The sequence below is a fragment of the Calothrix sp. NIES-2098 genome (assembly GCF_963875125.1).
In the GTDB taxonomy this organism is placed as follows: Bacteria; Cyanobacteriota; Cyanobacteriia; order Cyanobacteriales; family Nostocaceae; genus Aulosira.
Genome location: NZ_CAWNKJ010000001.1, coordinates 4,299,262 through 4,320,415, shown reverse-complemented (window position 1 = coordinate 4,320,415; position 21,154 = coordinate 4,299,262). Strand labels below are relative to the sequence as shown.

General features: G+C 40.0%; 11 protein-coding genes and 1 pseudogene. 4 read left to right on the top strand and 8 right to left on the bottom strand.

Annotated elements, in window-relative coordinates:
- Positions 1 to 11: 11 nt before the first annotated feature.
- The 8 genes and pseudogenes from AACU33_RS18095 to AACU33_RS18060 form a co-directional block, all read right to left on the bottom strand.
- Positions 12 to 2,291 (bottom strand): hybrid sensor histidine kinase/response regulator, encoded by a 2,280-nt coding sequence (locus AACU33_RS18095; RefSeq protein ID WP_096589985.1) that lies wholly within the window; start codon positions 2,289 to 2,291, stop codon positions 12 to 14.
- A gap of 5 nt (positions 2,292 to 2,296) precedes the next feature.
- The gene (locus AACU33_RS18090; RefSeq protein WP_339376508.1) at positions 2,297 to 2,722 is read right to left on the bottom strand and encodes a response regulator; all 426 of its coding nucleotides are present in this window, start codon (positions 2,720 to 2,722) and stop codon (positions 2,297 to 2,299) included.
- 17 nt (positions 2,723 to 2,739) lie between these two features.
- Positions 2,740 to 5,679 carry a PAS domain-containing protein gene (locus AACU33_RS18085; RefSeq protein ID WP_339376116.1) on the bottom strand — a complete coding sequence of 980 codons (2,940 nt, stop codon included), beginning with the start codon at positions 5,677 to 5,679 and terminating at the stop codon, positions 2,740 to 2,742.
- 217 nt (positions 5,680 to 5,896) lie between these two features.
- A complete protein-coding gene (locus AACU33_RS18080) occupies positions 5,897 to 11,155 on the bottom strand; it encodes a translocation/assembly module TamB domain-containing protein (RefSeq protein ID WP_096589982.1) in 5,259 nt (1,752 codons plus the stop codon).
- 156 nt (positions 11,156 to 11,311) lie between these two features.
- Entirely contained in the window at positions 11,312 to 12,982 is a 1,671-nt protein-coding gene (locus AACU33_RS18075; RefSeq protein ID WP_096589981.1) for a phosphatidylglycerol lysyltransferase domain-containing protein, read from the bottom strand.
- A 52-nt stretch (positions 12,983 to 13,034) separates the two neighbouring features.
- Positions 13,035 to 13,943, bottom strand: a complete 909-nt coding sequence (locus AACU33_RS18070) for an alpha/beta hydrolase (protein WP_339376115.1) — start codon at positions 13,941 to 13,943, stop codon at positions 13,035 to 13,037.
- 122 nt (positions 13,944 to 14,065) lie between these two features.
- Complete coding sequence (locus AACU33_RS18065; RefSeq protein WP_096589979.1) at positions 14,066 to 15,037, bottom strand: alpha/beta hydrolase; 972 nt, start codon at positions 15,035 to 15,037, stop codon at positions 14,066 to 14,068.
- Positions 15,038 to 15,338: 301 nt separating this feature from the next.
- Positions 15,339 to 16,220: pseudogene (locus AACU33_RS18060) on the bottom strand (YifB family Mg chelatase-like AAA ATPase); the annotation flags it as partial.
- A gap of 124 nt (positions 16,221 to 16,344) precedes the next feature.
- Between AACU33_RS18060 and AACU33_RS18055 the strand changes: the two are divergent.
- The 4 genes from AACU33_RS18055 to AACU33_RS18040 all read left to right on the top strand — a co-directional run bounded on the left by AACU33_RS18055 (position 16,345) and on the right by AACU33_RS18040 (position 21,105).
- The gene (locus tag AACU33_RS18055; RefSeq protein ID WP_096589978.1) at positions 16,345 to 17,472 is read left to right on the top strand and encodes a tyrosine-type recombinase/integrase; all 1,128 of its coding nucleotides are present in this window, start codon (positions 16,345 to 16,347) and stop codon (positions 17,470 to 17,472) included.
- Positions 17,435 to 19,030 carry a tyrosine-type recombinase/integrase gene (locus tag AACU33_RS18050; protein WP_096589977.1) on the top strand — a complete coding sequence of 532 codons (1,596 nt, stop codon included), beginning with the start codon at positions 17,435 to 17,437 and terminating at the stop codon, positions 19,028 to 19,030. The genes AACU33_RS18055 and AACU33_RS18050 overlap by 38 nt, the downstream gene beginning before the upstream one ends.
- Positions 19,020 to 19,940 (top strand): DUF6262 family protein, encoded by a 921-nt coding sequence (locus AACU33_RS18045; RefSeq protein ID WP_096589976.1) that lies wholly within the window; start codon positions 19,020 to 19,022, stop codon positions 19,938 to 19,940. The genes AACU33_RS18050 and AACU33_RS18045 overlap by 11 nt, the downstream gene beginning before the upstream one ends.
- 367 nt (positions 19,941 to 20,307) lie before the next feature.
- On the top strand, positions 20,308 to 21,105 hold the full coding sequence (locus tag AACU33_RS18040; protein WP_096589975.1) for a TIGR04255 family protein: 798 nt from the start codon (positions 20,308 to 20,310) through the stop codon (positions 21,103 to 21,105).
- Positions 21,106 to 21,154: the final 49 nt, after the last annotated feature.

Below are 21,154 nucleotides of genomic sequence, written 5' to 3'. Positions count from 1 at the left end.
TGTTCGGAAAATTAAGACATTACTTTCTGCAAAGTCAGCAATAATTCATTGATAGTGTAGGGTTTAGGCAAAAATGTTGTGACACCACTACTAGCTAAAGCTTCCATCTTCTGACTAGAAATCAAGCCACTGGTGGCAATAATTTTCACATCTGGGTTGATTTTTTTTAAGGTGCGGATTGCGGTGACGCCATCAAGGGAAGGAAGCATCAAATCCATGAGTACGACGCTGACTCGATCCATGTGTTTAGCGTAAACTGCGATCGCTTCAATGCCATCACTAGCAACAATGGTTTTGTAGTTATGAGTTTCTAGAGATGTTCTCGTAATCTCCTGAATGGCAGGCTCATCATCTACAATCAAAATCATTTCCCCGCGTGCAGTCAGCACTTTTGATTCATCTATGCTATGTGTTTCTCTACCTTCTACTGCTGGTAAATATACTTGAAAGCGAGTACCAATATTTACGTCGCTATACACGTTCACAAAACCACTGTGGCTTTTGATAATCCCCAAGACAGTAGACAGTCCTAAACCCGTACCCTGTCCAATTTCTTTTGTGGTGAAGAACGGCTCAAAAATTCTATCCAAATTTTCCTCAGGAATTCCCACTCCCGTATCGCTAACGGTAATTACTATGTATGGCCCGACTTTTGCTTCTAGATTCATGCGGGCATAGTTCTCATCAATAAACAGATTTTTTGCAGAGATCGATAGCGTACCACCATTGGGCATAGCATCACGAGCATTAACGCAGAGGTTCATGAGCACCTGATGAATTTGGGTACTATCACCCGAAACTATCCATAAGTCTTGGGGCACATCAGTAGACACTTGAATTGATTTTGGCAATGTCTCTTTGAGAACCTTAGAAACTTCCACAATCAGATGTCTGATTTGGAGATTGATGCGTTTGCCTTCTACACCTCGTGCAAATGACAATACCTGCTTAACTAAATCAGCACCGCGTTTCGCATTAATTTCCAAAATTTCTAACAAATGTTGAGTTCGCTCATCTGCATTGGGAAATTTTAGCGGTAGCAGTTGTGCGCCTGCCAGAATTGGGGTCAGGATATTGTTGAGATCGTGAGCAATACCACTAGCTAAAGTACCGATACTTTCCAATCGTTGGGCACGAAATAATTGTGCTTCTAGGCGTTTTTTTTCAGTAATATCTGTGTCAACCGTGAGGATGGATTTGGGTTTACCCTGTTCATCACAAACCAAAGTCCAACGGCTAGAAACTAAAACTTCCTTACCTGTTTTGGTGAGTTTAGTAAAATCACCCTCCCACTTACCTGTGCTGATAACGGTTACAAGTGCTGCTGCAACTTGTGGTGGTTCCTCGTCATAAAACAACTCGCTAGCATTTTTAGCTTTAGCTTCTGCTGCTGACCAGCCATAAAGTTTTTCTGCACCTTTATTCCAAAATAGAATTTTGTTTTCCAAATCTCGCACCAGAATGGCATCAGTAGCAATGTCTAGTAATGCTGCTTGTTCGCGAATTGTTGCATCAGCTAACTTGCGTTCTTGAAGCGCGGCTTGCCGTTCGCTAATGTCGATGCAAGCACAAGTGATGCCGATAACTTGTTGTAACTCGTTGCGCAATGGTTCTATAGTCATGTCATAATAGCGAGTTCCTTGGGCGGTAGTTATAGATACTTCATCTCTCGTACCTACTCCAGTAACTAGTACCCCAAGTTTGAGCGCAGTTAGATGGTGTGCGCTTTCTAAAGGAATTAATTCTGAGTCGCGTTTACCCAACATTTCTTCGGCTGTAAACCCGAAAGCGGGATTATAAACCCAGGTATAGCGTAATTCCAGGTCTTGGTTAAAAACAAAAATTGGTGAGTTTTTTAAGGCAACGCGAAACCGTTCTTCGCTCTGTCGCAGTGCGTCTTCTATTCGTTGACGCTCAATAGCATAACGCATAGAGCGTACTAATAAGTCGCCTGTTACTTGTCCCTTGACTAAATAATCCTGCGCACCTTCTTGCATGGCTCTGAGTGCTAAGTTTTCATCATTAATCCCAGTTAGCACAATAATCGGAGTAGATTTTGCTTGATTGTGCGCTCTAATAAAAGTTTCTAATCCCTGACTGTCTGGAAGAGAAAGATCCAAAAGCATAACATCAAAGCTTTCGTGGGCGAGATAGCTAAGTGCTTCGTCGAGCTGTTCCACAGGTTTCAACTCCACCACAGTGGCGGTGACATCCTTTAAAAATTCTTCCAACAACAGGACATCACCGGGGTTATCTTCAACTAACAGGACTTTGATAATTTCACCTGCCATGTCCATTACTCCGGTGGCAGTTTGACGATCGCAAACCAAAAATTTTCTATAGATCTGATAATTTTAACGAATTGATCGAAGTCAACTGGCTTAGTTATATAACAGTTAGCAGCTAAATTATAGGCTTTAAGAATATCTTCTTCGGCTTGGGAAGTTGTCAGAACCACTACAGGAATTCTTTTGAGAGTGTCGTCACTTTTGATTTCTGCTAATACTTCCCGACCATCTTTTTTTGGCAGGTTTAAATCAAGTAGCACAATATCGGGGTGCGGAACTTTAGCATATTTATCTTGTTTTCGCAAGAACGCCATTGCCTCTACCCCATCCTCAACGACATTTAGGTGAACCGCGATTTTGCTATCTTCCAAGGCGATGCGCGTTAGTAAGGCATCGCCAGGATTGTCTTCTACTAACAAAACCTCGATAGGCATAACTCCCGATCGATTGTTCACGATTGCTTACCTGTTTTATCTGGAATCGTAAAGTAGAAAATCGAGCCTTGACCCGGTTTCGACTCCATCCAGATCCTACCGCCGTGGCGTTCTATAATCTTCTTACAAATTGCCAAACCAATACCAGTACCTGGATACTTACTTCGGCTGTGCAATCGTTGAAAAATTACAAAAATGCGTTCAGCATACTGGGATTCTAAACCAATTCCATTATCCTGTACTGAGAACAACCATTCGTTTTCCAATGAGGTGAGATTAGAATTTGTTTTGTCTGATTCTACGGTATTGCGGATGGCTGCGATATGAATTTGGGGCGGTTCCTCCCGACGAAACTTAATGGCGTTACCGATGAGATTTTGCAATACTTGTACCAATTGGGTAGTATCAGCTATTACTTCTGGGAGAGGATCGGCGGTAATGACTGCATGACTTTCGGCGATCGCAATTTCCAAGTTGGCGATCGCTCTGGCTAAGACAGTATTACAATCTACTAATCTAAAGGGTTGTCCTCTGGTACTAACACGGGAATAGTTCAACAAATCTTGGATCAGAGTTTGCATTCGCTGTGCCCCATCAACAGCATAACCGATGAACTCATCAGCACGGGCATCTAGTTGATTTTTATATCGCCTCTCTAGTAGCTGTAAATAACTAATCACCATCCGCAATGGCTCTTGTAAGTCATGGGAAGCTATATAAGCAAACTGTTCTAATTCACCATTGGAACGAGCAAGTTCCTGACTGTGATGAGTTGCTTGTTCTAATAGTTGAGCTTGGGATAGAGCAATACCAATTTGGTTTGCTAGCTGCTGCAACATCTCTAGTTCAAAACGGTTCCACTCGCGGGGACTATGGCATTGATGAGCAATCAATAAGCCCCAAATCCCATCTCTGATGAGTATTGGCACTACCAAGTTAGCTTGAACACTATGTTGCTGAAGAAATTTTCGGTGGCAATCTTGAATGTTAGCCCGTGCAACGTCTGTGATGGCACTGACTCTGCCTTGACGATATTTCTCTACGTAACCTTGCTGAAAGCAGGGGTCAAGAATATTTTGTCCTAGGACTACAGGCCAACTAGGTAACACAGCCTCTTGTACTACTGTTCCCGAACCATCTGGCCAAAGCCGAAAAACCAAAACTCGGTCGGCGTGGAGAAGTGTTTGAATCTCTTTGACTGTAGTTTGCAGGATATCATCTAATTGTAGAGATTCGCGAATTTTCAGAGTGATTTCTGAGAATAGTTGCGATCGCAAATTTTGCCGTTTTAATTCCTCTTCTATCTGTTTGCGATCGTTGATATCGGTATGAGAACCTACCATTCGCACTACATTACCCGTGCTATCCCACAGCGCTTGTCCCCGATCTAAAATCCATTTATAGCTGCCATCTTTGCATTGAACTCGATGCTCGGTTACATAATAAGGTGTTTTCTTGTCAAAGTGATCCCTAATTGCCTCTAAGACCCAATCTAAATCCTCAGGATGAACTCGCTCAGACCATTCATCTATATTATTAGTAATTTCGTGGTCTTGATAACCCAGCATTTCTTTCCAGCGAGGGGAAAAGAAGACTTCGTTAGTTTGAACGTTCCAATCCCATATGCCATCATTATTACCTTGTAAGGCTAACTGCCAACGTTGTTCGCTCTCTTGCAACGCCTGTTCTGCTTGCTTGCGCGCCGTGAGATCGAGGGTGACTCCAATCATCCGGGTGGGATTACCATCCTCATCGTATATCCCTACACCTCGTGCTAATATCCAGTGAATACTACCATCCGGCCAAATGTTGCGGTACTCTACCTCATAATCGCAGTGTTTTGCCAGAGCTTGGCGTACAGACTCTTGCATATCAGCGCGATCGTCAGGATGGATAGATTCGAGTAATGTATCGTAGGTAAACTCAGCCTCTTCTGGCAGACCAAAGTTAGCTTTGCACTGTTTAGATGTAGCTAATTCGCCTGTAGCTATAATCAACTCCCAAGAACCAAGTTTAGCAGCCTCTAATGCTACCTTGAGACGGCGATCGCTTTCCTTTAAAGCAGCTTCTACTTTTTTGCGTTCAGTAATATCTCGCGTAAAACACCGCGTATGGATAAAGTTACCGTCTTGCCAAAACACATTCGAGTTAATTAAAACATGGCGAATCGATCCATTTTTGCAGCGTAACCTTGCCTCATAATTGTCTAAAGTTTCGTTTCTGCTCAACCTTTGCAGAATATCCTCGATGACATCTCGGTCAACATGAAACTCAATAATAGAATGTCCGATATACTCAGAGCGCGTGTAGCCTAAAAGATCGAGTTCTGCCTGATTTGCCCAAGCAATAGTGCCATCTGCCTGTACCCAGTGCATCCCGACAGTAGCATTTTCTACAAAGTCTCGCAGTTCTTGCTGACTGTGTTGCAGTGCTGCTTCTACTCGCTTTTGTTCCTCAGCAAAACGGGATACCTCAGCTAGATTACGTCTTAGCTCTAGTTGATCGATTACCTGACGACCGAGTGCTTGCAGCGCTTCTACTTGTTTGTCATTCAGTTGTCGTGGCACATTATCAATTACGCAGAGAGTTCCTAGCATATCTCCCTGAGGAGTAATTAAAGGTACACCTGCATAAAACCGGGCAAAGGGATAGGAAGTCACTACTGGGTTTTTTGCCAACTGTTCGTCAGCTAATGTATCCGGCACTACTACGACATCTCGCCTGTCTTGACAAAGGTAGGATAAACCTATATTCCTGGGCATTTCCGGTACATCCAAACCTAATCTGGCTTTAAACCACTGTCGATTTTCATCAATGAAATTTACTAGAGCGATCGGAGCGCCACAAATAAATGCAGCTAGCTGGGCAATATCGTCGTAAGCTTTTTCCGGTTGAGTGTCCAGTATTTGATACTGACGGAGGGCTTCAAGTCTCGCTACTTCGCTATTAGAAAGCACAGGATTAATAAATGTTTATTAAAATATATAAATTATACAATTTTTAGTTTAGGCATCGAAAATTTATAATATTTTGTTTATCCAAATTTGGATTTAAATTTAGGGATGATCGAATAGTACCAATTTGAAAAAAGAATGCGACAAATGAATAGGGGCGGGTTCACAAATATACTTACCGATCTACAAAGATATCGATGAACCAGCCCCTACTACCGAATTAAAACCTAGTTTCATACTCAACAGTAGCGCGACCTTCATCTCCGAAATTAGTAGCACCACGCACGCGAACTTCATCATTTAAACGATAAATTACGTTGTAAAGTAAAGGTTCATTACTAGCAAAAACTCGCGATAAAGAGACAGAAAATTTATTAGATATATCGAATACACCTTCTGCTGCTAAACCTAGTACTGAAACATTAGTATTTCTATTAGTTATAAGGGTGGGAAATAGCCGCAATTCGCTCAAGCCGATAGTTTCACCAATTTGACTAATAGTACCTTGCAAGTTAGAAAAAATCGCCGAACCAGCTATGTTAATCAGCCCTAAACCTGTATCACCTTGCTGTAAAGTGTTAATAAATGAGCCTCCTAATAAAGCTATAATTTCTGCTCTACTACGGCGAGGTTCGCTAGTTAGTACAAGATTGCGAGATAATTCGCTGGCCGGCCCTTTTGCTATGGCTTCTATGCGCACAGTGTTTAAAGTGCCATAGTTGATTGCAGAAACATCTTGAACCTCGCTAGATATGCGTGAGGTTCGCCCCAAAGTGCGAGTTGCTTCTGGGACAATTGTTACTAGGCGGACATCTAAAGTTGGGTCAAATCCCCGACTGGGTGTAAATGTTGCGGTTTGGTCGTAACCACGAGCTAAGGTAAATTGAGAAGTAAATAAATTTATTTGACCTCGTCGCAGTTGAACCTGTCCTTGGGGACGAGGTTTAGCTAAAGTTCCGTTGAGAGTGATATCACCTTGGGCGACAAAGCTAAATAGCGGTTGACGCGTCACACGAACATTGTCTGCTAAAGCTAGTTCTAAATTCGCAAATTCTATAGGTATTTTGGCTGTATTGCTGGTTGTGGATGTTGTCGCCGAATTAGTAGCAGTAGCTGATTCTGGTGTTGTGACTGTAATTTCTGGTGAAGTTGATGTACTTTCAGTAGTGGGGGTTGTTCCAGAAGTCTTAGAGGTGGCTTGTCCTAATGATACTTCACCATTATTTAGCTTAATTCTACCGCCAAGTTTGGGAGTAAACGCTGTGCCTGTGATCGCGGCATTACCGCTAACTCCGCCTTGATACAATCCTTGAAGATTCACCCTCAAATTGTCTAAAGCCACGGTGAGGGGATTAGCAGCTGCTTGTTGTTGCGCATTTTGACTGGCAAAAATCGGCAGAATTCCCGCCGCAGTTAATTGGCCGCGACTGTACTGTCCTTGAAGATTATCGACAATTAAGCGATCGCCTGCAAACCGCGCTGTCCCTGTAACATTAGTTAACGGTTCCGAGAGGCTTTGGACAGCGATCGTGGCATTATTAATTGTGGCAGTACCAGTAGTTTCTGGTCGAGCTAATGTCCCCTGCACTTGTACGTTTACTTTTCCTTGTCCATCTACCCACTTAACTTGATTGTTCAATACATTTAATACTGCCAAGCCTTCATTTTGAACGTTAGCTTGAATGTTAATTTGATTACTATTGGGCTGTGCGGAAGCAAACGGCAATCTAGCAGGAACGCTACCACTAATTTGAATTGGTTGTGTACCAGTAACTAAAACATTACTACCAAAATTTAATCGGGCATTATTATAGGTAAAACTAACTTGGGCTGACTGTACAGATTGATTATTTAAGCTGCCATTTACTAAAGCTAAGTCTCCGACAGCTTGAGGATTATTTAAACTGCCGCTGAGGGTAGCATTAGCATCTACATTACCTTGGATATCTACAGGTAATTGAGGGAAGAAAGGTTTAATATCTGCGAGTGCTAAATTTTTAACTTGAGCCTGTCCTGATAATTCCTGTTGGCTCAATTGTCCGTTAAAAGCGATAAGAGAATTATTGAAATTAACTTGCAGTGGTAGCAGTGTTAAATTACCATTTTCATAATTACCGCTAGCTACGATTTGGTTAATATTATAATTGCCCCATACCCAATTATTACCTGTAAAATTAAAGCCAATATTAAAGCCCGATCGCAAACTGCCTGTGACCCCTAACCTACCACTGATAATGCCTTGCAATTCTTCTAAAGTGGGTATACGGCGAGAAGCCTGTTCTTGGTTTTTTTCTTGGGTAACTTGGTTTTGAATTTTGGATATATAAGCTATTTGCCCTAATAAATTGGTATCGGGTAAACTTATAGGCTGAGTTTGTAAAGCTTCAGCACCAGCTAATTTTGGAGGTTGCAAGCCAGTACGTACATCTTGAAAATTGTAAATATTTAGAGTTTGCAGCAAGTTTTGAACTCTAGCTTGGTCAAAGCTAACGTCAAATTGCAATGGTTTATTACCTGTTGTTGGTAAATTTCCACTAAGTGCATAACGAGTTGCACCTTGCAGCAATTCTCCATTAGTTAAACTGAAATTACCATTACCATAACTAATGTTGCCGCGAAACTCATCTGCTTGAATTCTAGCAATTCTTGGTTGAGCTACTGCGACATTGCCAACTAAACTATAATCATTTAAATTAACTGCTAAATTTCCTGATAATTGTCCGTTAATTGTGCCTAAATTGGCGTTAGCAGGAAGGAAACTCTTAGCTATAGATAGAGGAAAATCTTGAACGTTAACTGTTAAAGTATCCCCAACTGTGCTACCTGTAGCGATAGTGTTATCTCGTCTAATATTAAATGCAGTTGGACGATTATTTGCACCTAAAGAAACAGCAATTAAGTCTTGTCTACCAGCAACTTGAAATTGCGTTCCCTGTCTTTGTTGATAGCGGACACTACCAGTTAACACTGGGTCAAATGCTAAACCGTTAACAGCCAAATTTTCTAAGCGAATATTGCCATTAGCAATGGGGGTTGTAGGCGTACCTGCTACTTGTCCGTTAAAGTCTACCCTACCCGCCAAAGCAATATTACCTGGAAGCTTGACTGGCAGACTTTGCAGATTATAATTCTGTGCTTGGACATTCAGGTTTAACCCGGTGATTTGAGGAGTTGGTTCCAATGCCACAGCAATATTACCCGCCGCCCTTAAGCCTGGTGCGGTTGCTTGGACAATTTGTAAACCACTGCCATTCCATTGAAATTGGGCAGTTAGTGGTTGTGTGAGTGCCGCTAAACCTTGAGAAAATCTCACTGTACCAGCCGCTTGAATGTTTTGCGGTTGGAAGGAAGCAGTAGTTCCCGCTACACGCACAGCACCATTTAACCGCCCACGCAAATTTTGTGATAAATTATTGAGTTGAAGTTGGGAAATATTGGCTAAAGCTTGCCAGTTGCCATTATTTAAATTGATATTTCTTAAATTAACGCTTCCCCTAGCCAAACTCAACCTGGCATTTCCAGCAGCTTGAATGTTATTTAAGGCAAAGGAATTTGTATTACCTGAAATCTGGACGTTACTATTAACAATTTGTCCTTGAACGCTTTTGGCAAATTGATTGAGAGGAATACCGGAAGCATTCGCTACAGCTTGCCATAGACCGTTATTTAGGCGGATATTATTCAGGTTAACTCTACCGCCAGCAACATTTAATTTCGCTTGTCCTGAGGCTTGAATGTTAGGTAATTGGAATGATTTTGTAGTTCCTGATAAATTAAATTCACCGTTTAAAGTGCCTTGAAATTGCGGTGGTAAAGCGGGGTTAGGATTTTCTTGAGTGCGCGTAGCTTGGGCTAAACTATTAAGAGGAACGCGAGAAGCATCAACAAAAGCTTGCCAGCGATCGCCTATTAGTTGTCCTCTGGCTGCAACTGTACCGCTTGCTACTTGAAAAGCTGTATTTTGAATTTGGACAATTCCCTTATTAACTGCTAATTCGACTTTACCGGGATAAGTCGCTAGGGGTGCTTGGATTTGCACCAGAGTTTGTAAATTACTCAGAGTTCCCGAAACTTGGGTATTGGCTGAGACTGTACCAATACGAATATTATTTAAATTTGTATTGTAAGTCTGCGCGATCGCATCTCCCGGTAGCTTTGTCGCTTGCAAGTTTATCGCAACTTTCCCCTGCTTACCTAAGCCAATTCGACCCTTACCTGTAACTTGTCCCCCTAAGGTTGGGGTTGCTTGAATTTGAGAAATGATAATTTCTTGAGGCGTTCCGCGAAACTGAGTGCTAATTTGCTCAAAGCTAACGCGGTCAATTGTGGCAGGTTTAATTGTACTCACTGCACCTGTAAGCACTGGCTGTCTAATTGCACCTTGCAACTTGATATTTGCAGTGAAGTCTCCAGCAGTTGCGATCGGTAGTTTAACGTTAAAGCTTTGTAAAAGGTTTTGAGTGCTAACAGATTTCACATCAGCTGTGAAATTATAACCTGTTTGCGTATTTACAGAGCCGTTAATTTGCACGGGAATGTTACCCAAGCTGGTAGTAAAACCTTCCAGCGCCACCTGTTCGCCTTGGAATTGTAATTTACCTGTAGTGTTAGTGATTTTTGTAGGAAAATTATTAACTTGGGCTACTACTTGATTAACGCCTACTGTGCCAAAAACAGTTGTTTTCGGCTGATTTTGTTGGAACTTAACAGTTAAATCGCTATCTACAGTTCCAGCTTGCACGCTAACTGGTGTCTGTACCAATTGCGTCAGATTAGCTGCGAGTAAATTGGCGGTACGAACTTTGAGGGTTGTTTGTAATGTTTTCGTCAGCGTCTCGCCCGCAATCTGTAAATTTCCGCCAGTCAGACCTTGAGCGCTACCATCAAAATTAATGCGTTGATTTTGCTCTAAAAAACGGGCAATACCATTAAGTTGATTAAACCCAACTGTTATTTTCGGTTTCCCTTGGGGAATATATGGGGCTAAGACTAAACCACCATTTTGCAACCGCAGCGACTCTAGTTGAGTTTGAATAAAACCTTTACGTTCTTGAGAAGCAGTATTGAGTCTAGTCGAAACCCAGCGCCCTTGTCGATCCTGTTCGATATAAACAGCAGGCTGAATTAAGGTGACATTTAGCTTTAATGTTCGGTTAAAAACTAATTGCCAGGGATCGAATCCTACGTCTACGGCTTGTGCTACTAATCTATCGGGATCTGCGGTAGTTGGGGGAATTGATGTTGTCCCGAAACGCAAACTATTTGGTGAAAAACTTTGAACTGCGCCTAAATTTACAGGTCTTCCTAGCAAATCTAACAGATTGCTTTCAATTAACGGTACTAACCTTTGATGAATAAAAATATTTGCCCACCAAATACCCCCCAAAATCCCAGCGATTAAAATCACTCCTAAAGCAATGCTGGTACGAGTTAATAACAGCAGCCATAAACGCCGATTAGAATCTGGAGAGCGTGTCATCTCTCATCCTCTGGTAATAAGCCTCGCAAATAAATGCGCCTATGTATAGGGTCTACTTTATTAGACTGCCTTAAAATGCTGATTCTAAAATCATCTCTGCGATAGATTGCATTTTTTCTCCACCTTACTGAGGATATAGGATGCCCTGAAGAAAATTTATGCTCCGGGTTTGAAATAATCAAGCAGGCGATCGCCAGAATCAGCGCGAATTAATGCTACAACTACATCAGGTAAAGCTGTCAAACTAGGGTAAACCAAATAACGTGGTTCCCAACGAGGGCGAAACTTTTCTTTATAGGCGTGTAAGCCTTTGAAGTTGTAGAAGCGATTTAAATGTTCGTAAAGATACCCTAATATTCTCTCCAAACGGCGCGATTCTGGGGTTTCGCCAACTCCCGCCAGCGCAGAAAGGGCAAAATTAAAGCTATCGTAGTTTTTCTCTTTAAAGTACTGAAGCATGGAAGCAAATAAAAAATCCATTGTCCCATTTTCCATGATTGGACGATGCCGCATCATGTCGAGAGTTACTTCATTCAATTGATACTCTGGCACAATATTGGCAAAAGCCCGAATTTTTCTTTCCGGATCGTAAACGACAGCAATTACACACTCTCGCAGATAAGCTTCGTCAAACCAACCCAGAGAAAAATTTTTTTCTGAACCTTGCACCATTCTCAACCATTCATCACTCACAGGTTTCAACTGACGCAACAATTCATCGCTAATTGGGGGCTGGTAAAACTTGACTTCATATCCTAGTTTCGTCAATTTATTGATCGCAGTTCGGAAGTTTTGCCCGGCTTTGCCTTGTAAAGTAAAATTTTTGAGGTCAACGATCGCTTCTTCGCCAATCTTTAGTACCTTAAAACCCAGAGATATATAAATGTCCAGGTCGTCTGGCAAAGTTTGGTAAAAAGCCGGATACCAATCGTTACGCTGACAGAACTGCCCAAAGCCAATAATAACCTCTTTGCGGTCTTCTATCGGCCCAATCGGATCTCCTAAGGCGATCGCACATCGTCCTTTGGGCACATAAGCAATTATACTCCGACCAGAAGGACTAAAATAATAACTTTTATCATTTAACAAAGTATAAGCTGCTAAAGAAGACTTCCCATACTTTTCGACAATTTCCTTCGCTTTTTGTCGTTCCTTTGGGGTAGCTGGATTGCGTAAAAAAACTGGTTGCAACAGCATGACAAATGCATAGGTAAAAGTACAAGCAGCAATTACATAAATCGAATCAGCAAAAAAGTTTCCAAATCTAGTTTTTGGTTGCAGTCCAGCATTATCTTCTGTAAAGAACATTGCTAAAGTTTGAACTAAAGCTTCACCCCAATCAAAATTCACTGAAAATTTGCCATCTAATAAGTAGAAACCAATTGTTCCATAAGCCAAGGTAAACAGCAAAGCACCAATTAATATCCGCACTCCCTGCGCAATTGAAGGACGGTCTGACTGTGCTGTAAACAAATGACGCATCCAAATTAGTTGCAATAATAAGACACCTGAAAGTATACTTTCTTCATAGTCCCAACCTTTCAGTAAGTGACTAATAATCGAAATTAGTAATAAACCAACTGTTAATAACCAAGCAACTCTTTTTCGCCGCAATAAATTAGTTGCTAATGCTAATAAAGCGAACCCAGCTAAAGCCGCAAATATATGACCGCTAGCACGAATTTCAAAAGGTAAAAACTGCTTTAGCCAGTGATTGCGTTCGGGTAGAGTTGGAGTTACTGCTGAGATTAAATTCACCACTCCCACGAAAGCCGTCATCAAAGCTACACTTTTAAGTCCAATCTGAGTTTTTAATTTAGAATTCATCTGTTATTAACGATCGGTATTTAGTTACAAAATCTTATTAATGCTATTTAATTTAAATTTTTAATTTTGAATTACTAAACTGTTTTCCTACATAGGAAAGTGAATCTTTGAGGTGTTTATGAAAGTAGTTCCAACCCACATCAGCACCAGATAAACCATGCCCACCAGGAAACGCATAAAATACATGAGCAACACCTAATTTATTTAAGGTTTCATTAAAAGCTTTAGTAGAAGCAAGTAAATTAGTATCGTTAATTCCGGCATCAAGATACACGCGCAATCGCTTTCTGTCTTGAATTGATAACTGCTGCACAATCTGTTGGGGACTATTTTGCGGGCCGCTTTTATCGGTAAAGTAACCGCTATGACTAAAGAAAATATTGAAGTTGTTCAGATGGCGTAACCCGATATTCAATGCACCCCATCCTCCAGAAGATACACCTCCTATAGCCCAAAATTGTGGGTTATCCAAGGTGCGGTAGTGGGACCTGACTACGTTGACTAATTCCGAACCTATCCAAGTACCTACTTTACCATTAGGGCCATCAAAATAATCGGGATCGTACAAAGGGCTAGAACCTCGATTATCGTTGCCATCTGGTGTAATTAAAATTGATGGTGGCAATTGTTTACTTTGATAAAGTTCGTGCAATATATTCAATAGTGCATATTTGTCAACATAAGCACGAGCATCATCATGGCCTCCGTGCAATAAAAATATCACCGGATAACGCTTTTGAAGATTTTTATTATAGCCAGGCGGTAAAATTACCCCATAGTTACGGACTTTTCCCATTGCTTGAGAGTTAAAACTTTCTAACTGAAAATTTAGTCCTGTATTGGCTTCCTCTTGGGGTCGATCTAATTGCGGCGCACCTAAAATAAACACGTAGTAGTAACCAGCAGCAGTTAAGACAGCGATCGCTCCTGCCAAACTAATTACAACTTTAGAAATTTTCATCTTTATTTTAGATATTTATTAACAACATCTTACCATCTTTCACTATAATTAATAATTCTTCAATAATCAATATATAGAGTTGTAGGGTGGGCAATGCCCACCTTACGAAGATAATAAATATGTTAATTATTTAGGGAATTTTTAGCACGATCCAAGCTTAAATTATCGGCAGAGTGTGCTATTTGACCTATGCGAAATTGTTCGCCTACAAAAGTTAAAGAATCTGCTAGATGTTCGCGCCAGTATTCCCAAGTGTGGCTGCCAGGAAATTGATGAAATATATTATATATTTTCAGTTGATTGAGTACTTGAGTAAACCGTTTAGCTTCATCTAGTTCTTCTGTATCTGATGCACCCGAATCTAAATAAATCTTCAACCTTTTTTTAGCTTGGGGAGAAATATTTTTAATATAAATTATCGGGCTATTTTGCGGGCCGCTTTTATCTTTAAAGTAACCGCTATGACTAAATAAAATTGAGAAGCGAGGTAAGTTATGCAATCCGACATTGATTGCACCCCAACCACCCGATGATAGTCCACCCATAGCCCAAAAATCAGGATTGGGTAGTGTCCGATAGCGGCTTTTGACTACTGTTACCAGTTCATCACCAACGGCGGTAGATACGTTACCTTGAGGCCCATCGATATATTGAGGGTCCCAATAAGGACTAGTGCCGCGTTTGTCGTTACCATCAGGAGTAATGATAATACTAGGTGGTAACTTGTTAGTAGCATAAAGCTTTTCTAGAGTCTTTAGAGCCTGTCCTTTTTTGAGATCGAACCACGAATTAGGATCGCCGTGTCCGCCGTGAAGCAGAAAAATTACCGGATAGCGTTGTTGAGTATTTTGCTCGTAGCCAGGAGGTAAAGAAACGCCATAAGTGCGATTTCCTCCCATGACTCTGCTATTGTAGGTTTCTAATTTGTAAGTGAGTGGTTTAGCTAATTCATTAGCATTTGGCTGTGGCGGTAAAATTGAAATCCTTGGCTGTAATTGTTGGGGTGATTGTGCTGCTACATCTTGGGAGTAACGACAGCTAATCAGGCTAAGTAGAGAAACTAGTAGTAAAATTTGAGATGGTTTATACTTCATTTAATTATCAGTTATTAATCTACATTTTTATTACTCAATAGAGTAACTAATTTAGGGACAAATAAAAATGCATAGCTAAAGCAATTTACTTTAGCTATGATTTTAGTAGTTAACCGAAGGGACTTTATATAAAGACCTTATAGTAAAGATGTGGAGATTTTGTGTCAATTTAATGGAAATATTGCGACTACATTCATTTATATAATCGCAACATCAATGGGTAATTTTTTTAATGTAAATTAATAACCTTGAGTTAGTTCAAGATGCGATCGCGCTACCATCTTTTCGAGTTTATAGGACTCTACTGCATTCTATCGATGGTTCGATACTGGATAGCTTCGGCTACGTGATTGGCTTGTATTTTATCTTCTGCCGCTAAATCTGCAATTGTCCGTGCTACTTTGAGAATGCGATCGCTTGCCCTGGCCGATAAGCCTAATTTTTTAATTGCCGCTTCTAACAAATTACGGCTAGCATCATCTAGTTGGCACCATTTCTGAAGATGACGACTCTGCATTTGCGCATTGCAACGCAAGTTTGGTTCTTCTTGAAAGCGGGTAATGGCGCGATCGCGCGCTTCTTGCACTCGTTTGGCTACGCATATAGATGTTTCTCCTGTAGGTTGTTGAGTAATTTCTTCTGGTTTCAAGCGATTGACTGCAACTTGCAAATCAATTCGATCCATCAACGGCCCGGAAAGCTTCGCCCAATAAGTCTCGCGTTGTCTTGGCGAACAGCTACACTGTTGAATGGTGTCGCCATAGTAACCGCAAGGACAGGGATTAGTACTGGCTACTAAGGTAAATTGTGCTGGAAACATAATCGACTGTTTCGTGCGGGAAATGGTTACATAGCCATCTTCTAAAGGTTGACGGAGAAATTCCAAGACATCCCGTTTAAACTCCGTCAATTCATCCAAAAACAAAATACCTCTATGAGATAAAGAGATTTCCCCAGGACGGGGAAAGCTACCACCACCGACTAAAGAAGGGCCAGAAGCCGAATGGTGCGGACTGCGAAAAGGGCGATCGCGTACTAAAGAACCGCGATTTTTTAATAAACCTGCAACCGAGTGAATCCGAGTTACTTCTAAAGCTTCTGTAAAACTCAGTGGTGGCAGAATTCCCGGTAAGCGTCGTGCTAGCATGGTTTTTCCACTTCCCGGCGGCCCAACAAAAATTAATTATCTGTAGCTCTTAAAAACAATTCTACAAAGTAAACAACAACAATATTGACACATAAACCACCACGTTGTAGATTAATTATATAATGCTATTCTACAAAGTAGCAAACGTCCACAAAGTACCATGAAAGTTCAAAGGGTACGTATCCCTAATAGTGACCAAATTACTTGGACAGTATTAGGTACTGACTATTTGCCAATTACCCCAATTGAGCAGTTTTTAAGATACTTAGAAAGCATTGAGCGATCGCCAAACACAATTAGGTCTTATGCTCACCATCTAAAGCTTTACTGGGAATACCTCGAAGCCTATAACCTAGATTGGACAGAAATGGGTGTCATTGAGCTTGCTGATTTTATGTCATGGCTCAGAAATCCTAATCCTCACGGAATTTTATCAATTCAAGAACAAGAGGCAAAGCGTGCAGAATCAACTGTAAATTTGATTCTGGTTTCGGTTTGTATGCTTTACGATTTTCATGAAAAAACAGGTAAAGTACCCCACATTCCGCTTTATCGTTCACAGGTAATGCCTGGGCGCAAATACAAAAGCTTTTTGTACCATATTACTAAAGGTAAACCAGTAAGAACTCGTTTACTCAAGCTGAAAGAACCAAAACTTCAACCTAAAACACTTTCCCCTGAGCAAGTGGAGGAATTAATTAATTCTTGCAATCGACTGAGAGATAAATTTTTACTTTGTCTGTTGTATGAAAGTGGTATGCGAATTGGGCAAGCGCTAGGGCTAAGACATGAAGACATTCAATCTTGGGATAATCTTATCAAAGTTATCCCCAGAGATGATAATGCTAATGGCGCTCGTGCCAAAGGTAAGTCTCCCTATAATGTTGATGTCACAAAAGAACTGATGGGACTTTATAGCCAATATTTACAAGATGAATTCATGGAAATACTTGGTAATGATCTTAGTGACTATGTTTTTGTAAATCTTTGGGATGGAGAGATTGGTTCTGCAATGACATACAACAATGTCATGGATCTGTTCAATCGCCTTAAAAGGAAAACTGGGATTGCTGCACATCCGCATATGCTTAGACATTCGCACGCTACAGAGCTAGTTCGTGAGGGTGTAGGCATGGCATATGTGCAAAAGAGATTAAATCATGCCAATATTCAAACCACAATTGATATTTACGTTCATGTCAGCAATGAAGACATGAAAAAAGAATATAACCAATATTTGAAAAATAGATATGACACAGAATCAGCAAGCAATTCAGGGACAGAATAAGGTTTATCAATTTATCAATTGTCCAAGATGTAAAAGTACAGATTTTAGTAAAAACGGTCAAAACCCATCCGGTACTCAAATATATAAATGTAAGCAGTGTAATAAATCTTTCACTCCAGATACGCCAAATTTAATTCAAAAACATCATGAAATAAATATTGATCCTAAATCTGAGTATTCCAAAGATATTTGGGATTGTCGTGCATTAGGGATTGAAGGTGGTGTAGGAAAATCTAGTTATAAACTAAATTTTCTTCCTATAAAACAGAACTGGATAAAAGAAACAGCCAAAACTTATTTAAAAGTTTGCTTGAGTTCCATCACATTTGCTTCTGTACAAGAAAGACTTGGTTCAATCAGAAAATTATCAAAGTTCTTGTCAGAAAACTATCCAGATATCACTCCAGAAGAGATAGACCGCAATATTATCACTGAGTACACAATATATCTGGCAAGTCAAAAATTAGCATCAAGTACTCGGTATAAGTGTATTAGCGATGCAAAGCTGTTTTTTGACGCTGCTTATCAATATCAATGGCTAGATGTCCGAAGGTATTTGGTTCGTCCTGAAGATTTTCCTAAGAAAGAAAAAAGACTTCCTCGCTACATTCCAGAAGAGGTAATGCAGCAACTTAATCAATACTTAGATGACTTGGCAGAGCCAATCATGAGAATGGTATTAGTATTGCAAGAGTGCGGGATGCGAATTTCAGAACTGGTCAATCTCAGATTTGATTGCTTATTACAGGATAAAGCTGGAGATTGGTTTTTAAAATACTACCAATTCAAGATGAAAAAGGAAATTACTATACCTATCTCAAGAGAGGTTGTAAGAGTTATTCAAGAGCAACAGAGGTACATTCGTCAGCATTTTACTCAGGAAGAATTTAATTATCTGTTTTGTGCAAATATAGGGGCAGTTAGACCTAATTTTGTTCCGTCCCCTCATGTAATGCTACGTAAAACATTACCTAATCATCTTAATCGTTTAGCTAAAAGAAGAAATATCTACGACAACTCTGGTAATCTATGGCATTTTCAAACTCATCAGTTCCGTCATACAGTTGGAACACGGATGATAAATAATGGCGTTCCTCAGCACATTGTTCAGAGATATTTAGGTCATGAAAGTCCTAATATGACGGCAGTTTATGCCCATATTCATGACCAGACAATGAAAGAAGAAATTGCAAAGTTTCAAGGCAAGGTTGTGAATATTGCGGGGCAAGTTGTCGAACCCAATGATTTACAGGCAGATATAGTTGATTTGCAGTGGTTTAAGCGCAATATTCAAGCTCAGGCATTGCCCAATGGATCTTGTGCCTTGCCTACCATTTCTCAAGGATGCCCTCACGCCAATGCTTGTTTAACCTGCACTCACTTTCGCACTACTGCTGAGTATTTATCAGAGCATAAACAACAACTAGAGCAGACCAACAAAATTCTTCAAAAAGCTGAGACTAATGGATGGGTGCGCCAAGTAGAGATGAACCAGAAGGTGAAATCCAATCTAGAAAAAATCATTGCAGGATTGGAGGTAGACTCAAATGACAATTGAGCGTAATGTTGAGGGACTGCGTGGTAATGCTCAAAGGAAGCGCCAAGAGGCATTTGACAAAGTAGAGCAGGGAATTCGGCAACTACTGAAGGAAAAGCAAGTTATTAACTTTAACACAGTTGCCAAAGCTTCGGGGGTTAGCAAAGCGTGGCTTTATAAAGAGCCAGAAATTAAGGCTCGAATAGAGCATCTTAGGGAGAACCATTCAAAAGCAGAGAAAGTGCCACCCAAACAAAGAACTTCAGATGCTTCCAAAGATGCGATCATCAAAACCCTCAAAGAAAGAATCAAAAAGATTGAGGCGGAGAATAGAGGATTGCGCGAACAGCTTGAGGCAGTTTACGGTCGAATCCTTCAAGCTTCTCAAATAGAGCATCGACTGGAAAGACTAGAGGCAGAAAACGCAAGGTTAAAAAAAGAATTAGAAATATGTCAAGAACAGTCGCCTAAGGATTCAGTAACTCAAAAGTCTGACCATCTACCACTTTCAACACAAAAATTTCAAGGGGAGATTAGTGACAGAGTTAGAAACGAGTTAAGCGATCTGAATATTAGACTTACTAGTACCCTTGCTTACAAGATACGCAGTTCCACTGAAGAGATTGTGCTAACTGCAATTGAAGCATTAAAAGAGCAGATGCAACATCAAATCATTAAAAATCCCGGTGGTTGGTTATCTAGTGCAATTAATGATGCATGGCAGCCTAATCAGTCTATAGGCGAAAGCAATCCAGCCGAACTGTTTGCTCAATGGTATGACTTGGCACGAGAACAAGGAATCGTGATCGGAAGTCGAAAGGATGATGATGGCGTTATCTGGGTGCAAGAAAATACTGGTCAGTGGGTTTTGTTTGAGGAGTTTTCTTCAAGATGGACACTTCAGTATTTGCGCTCAAGAATTAAAAATTGACAGTTATTAAATTCAATTATAAATTCTTTTTAGAATTTATGTTGGCGAAAAGCAGTGCAGCTTATTACTACTTCTATGAGAAGTTAGATAGTACCGTAATTACCGTAGTTTTAAGTACATATAAAGATCGGATATCATTGACTAGCATATATAGTGGATATCTTGTGGACAAACTAAAAATTTCACTTATAATTAAGCGATTAGTAAACCCGCCGTAAGGAATATACCTATATATATCACAAGAAATATCTTAGTGATTTCCTTCTAAATGAAACAATTTAAAAAATAAAATATTATATCTTTATGCTTTTAACGTACAAATAAATAATATAATATTTAAGTGTAATATTTTATGTAAGATTGGACGATGAGTAAAACAGATGAACTACTTAGATTGGAGAATGCACCTCTAGTATACGTCCTTGCACAGGTCGTATTTAACCCTATTCTTCTAATGGAAGACTTCATTCCAACAATTCAGGAAAAGCTAAGACGCAAGGGTTATATCAAATATAAATATGCTCCTACCCAGGAAATAGTTCTTGGCAAAGATGTACAAGTCTCTGTTTTAAACAGATGGATATTTTCTAATAAGAATGAGCAAGAGTCCGTAGTAATTTCTCAAAATTTTATTGTTCTTGAAACTAGTAATTATGATGTATTTGATACATTTATAAAAACATTTCAAGATATTATTATTATTTTTGAAGACATTACAAAACCTGAGTTTATTGAAAGAATCGGGTTAAGATACGTAGACTTAATTAGAAAGAAAAAAGAGGAGACATTTTCTGATTACTTACAACCAGGGCTTCTTGGTGTATCAGCAGAACAATTTGGTTCTAGCAACAGTGTTTCCAGACTTGAACAAATTGCCAAAACGCCAGTAGGAGAAATAGCTATACGCCTCTCTCTGTCTAATAATGGCTCTTATCTACCACCAGATCTGCTTAATAGTAGTGTTATACACTCAATAAATATAGAATTAGGAGAAACCGTGGCAATTCTTGATATAGATCATTTTTCTATTCAACCAAGAGATTTTATTATAGATAGACTAATGGAGTCGATGCAAGAACTGCACCAATATATAAAAAAAGCGTTTATAGCATCTGTCACGAACTATGCTTTAAAGATTTGGAATGTAGAAGAGATTGCTACATAACTAAAGAATACTTAGACTAATCAAGGAAATTATTAATTTTCAATTACGC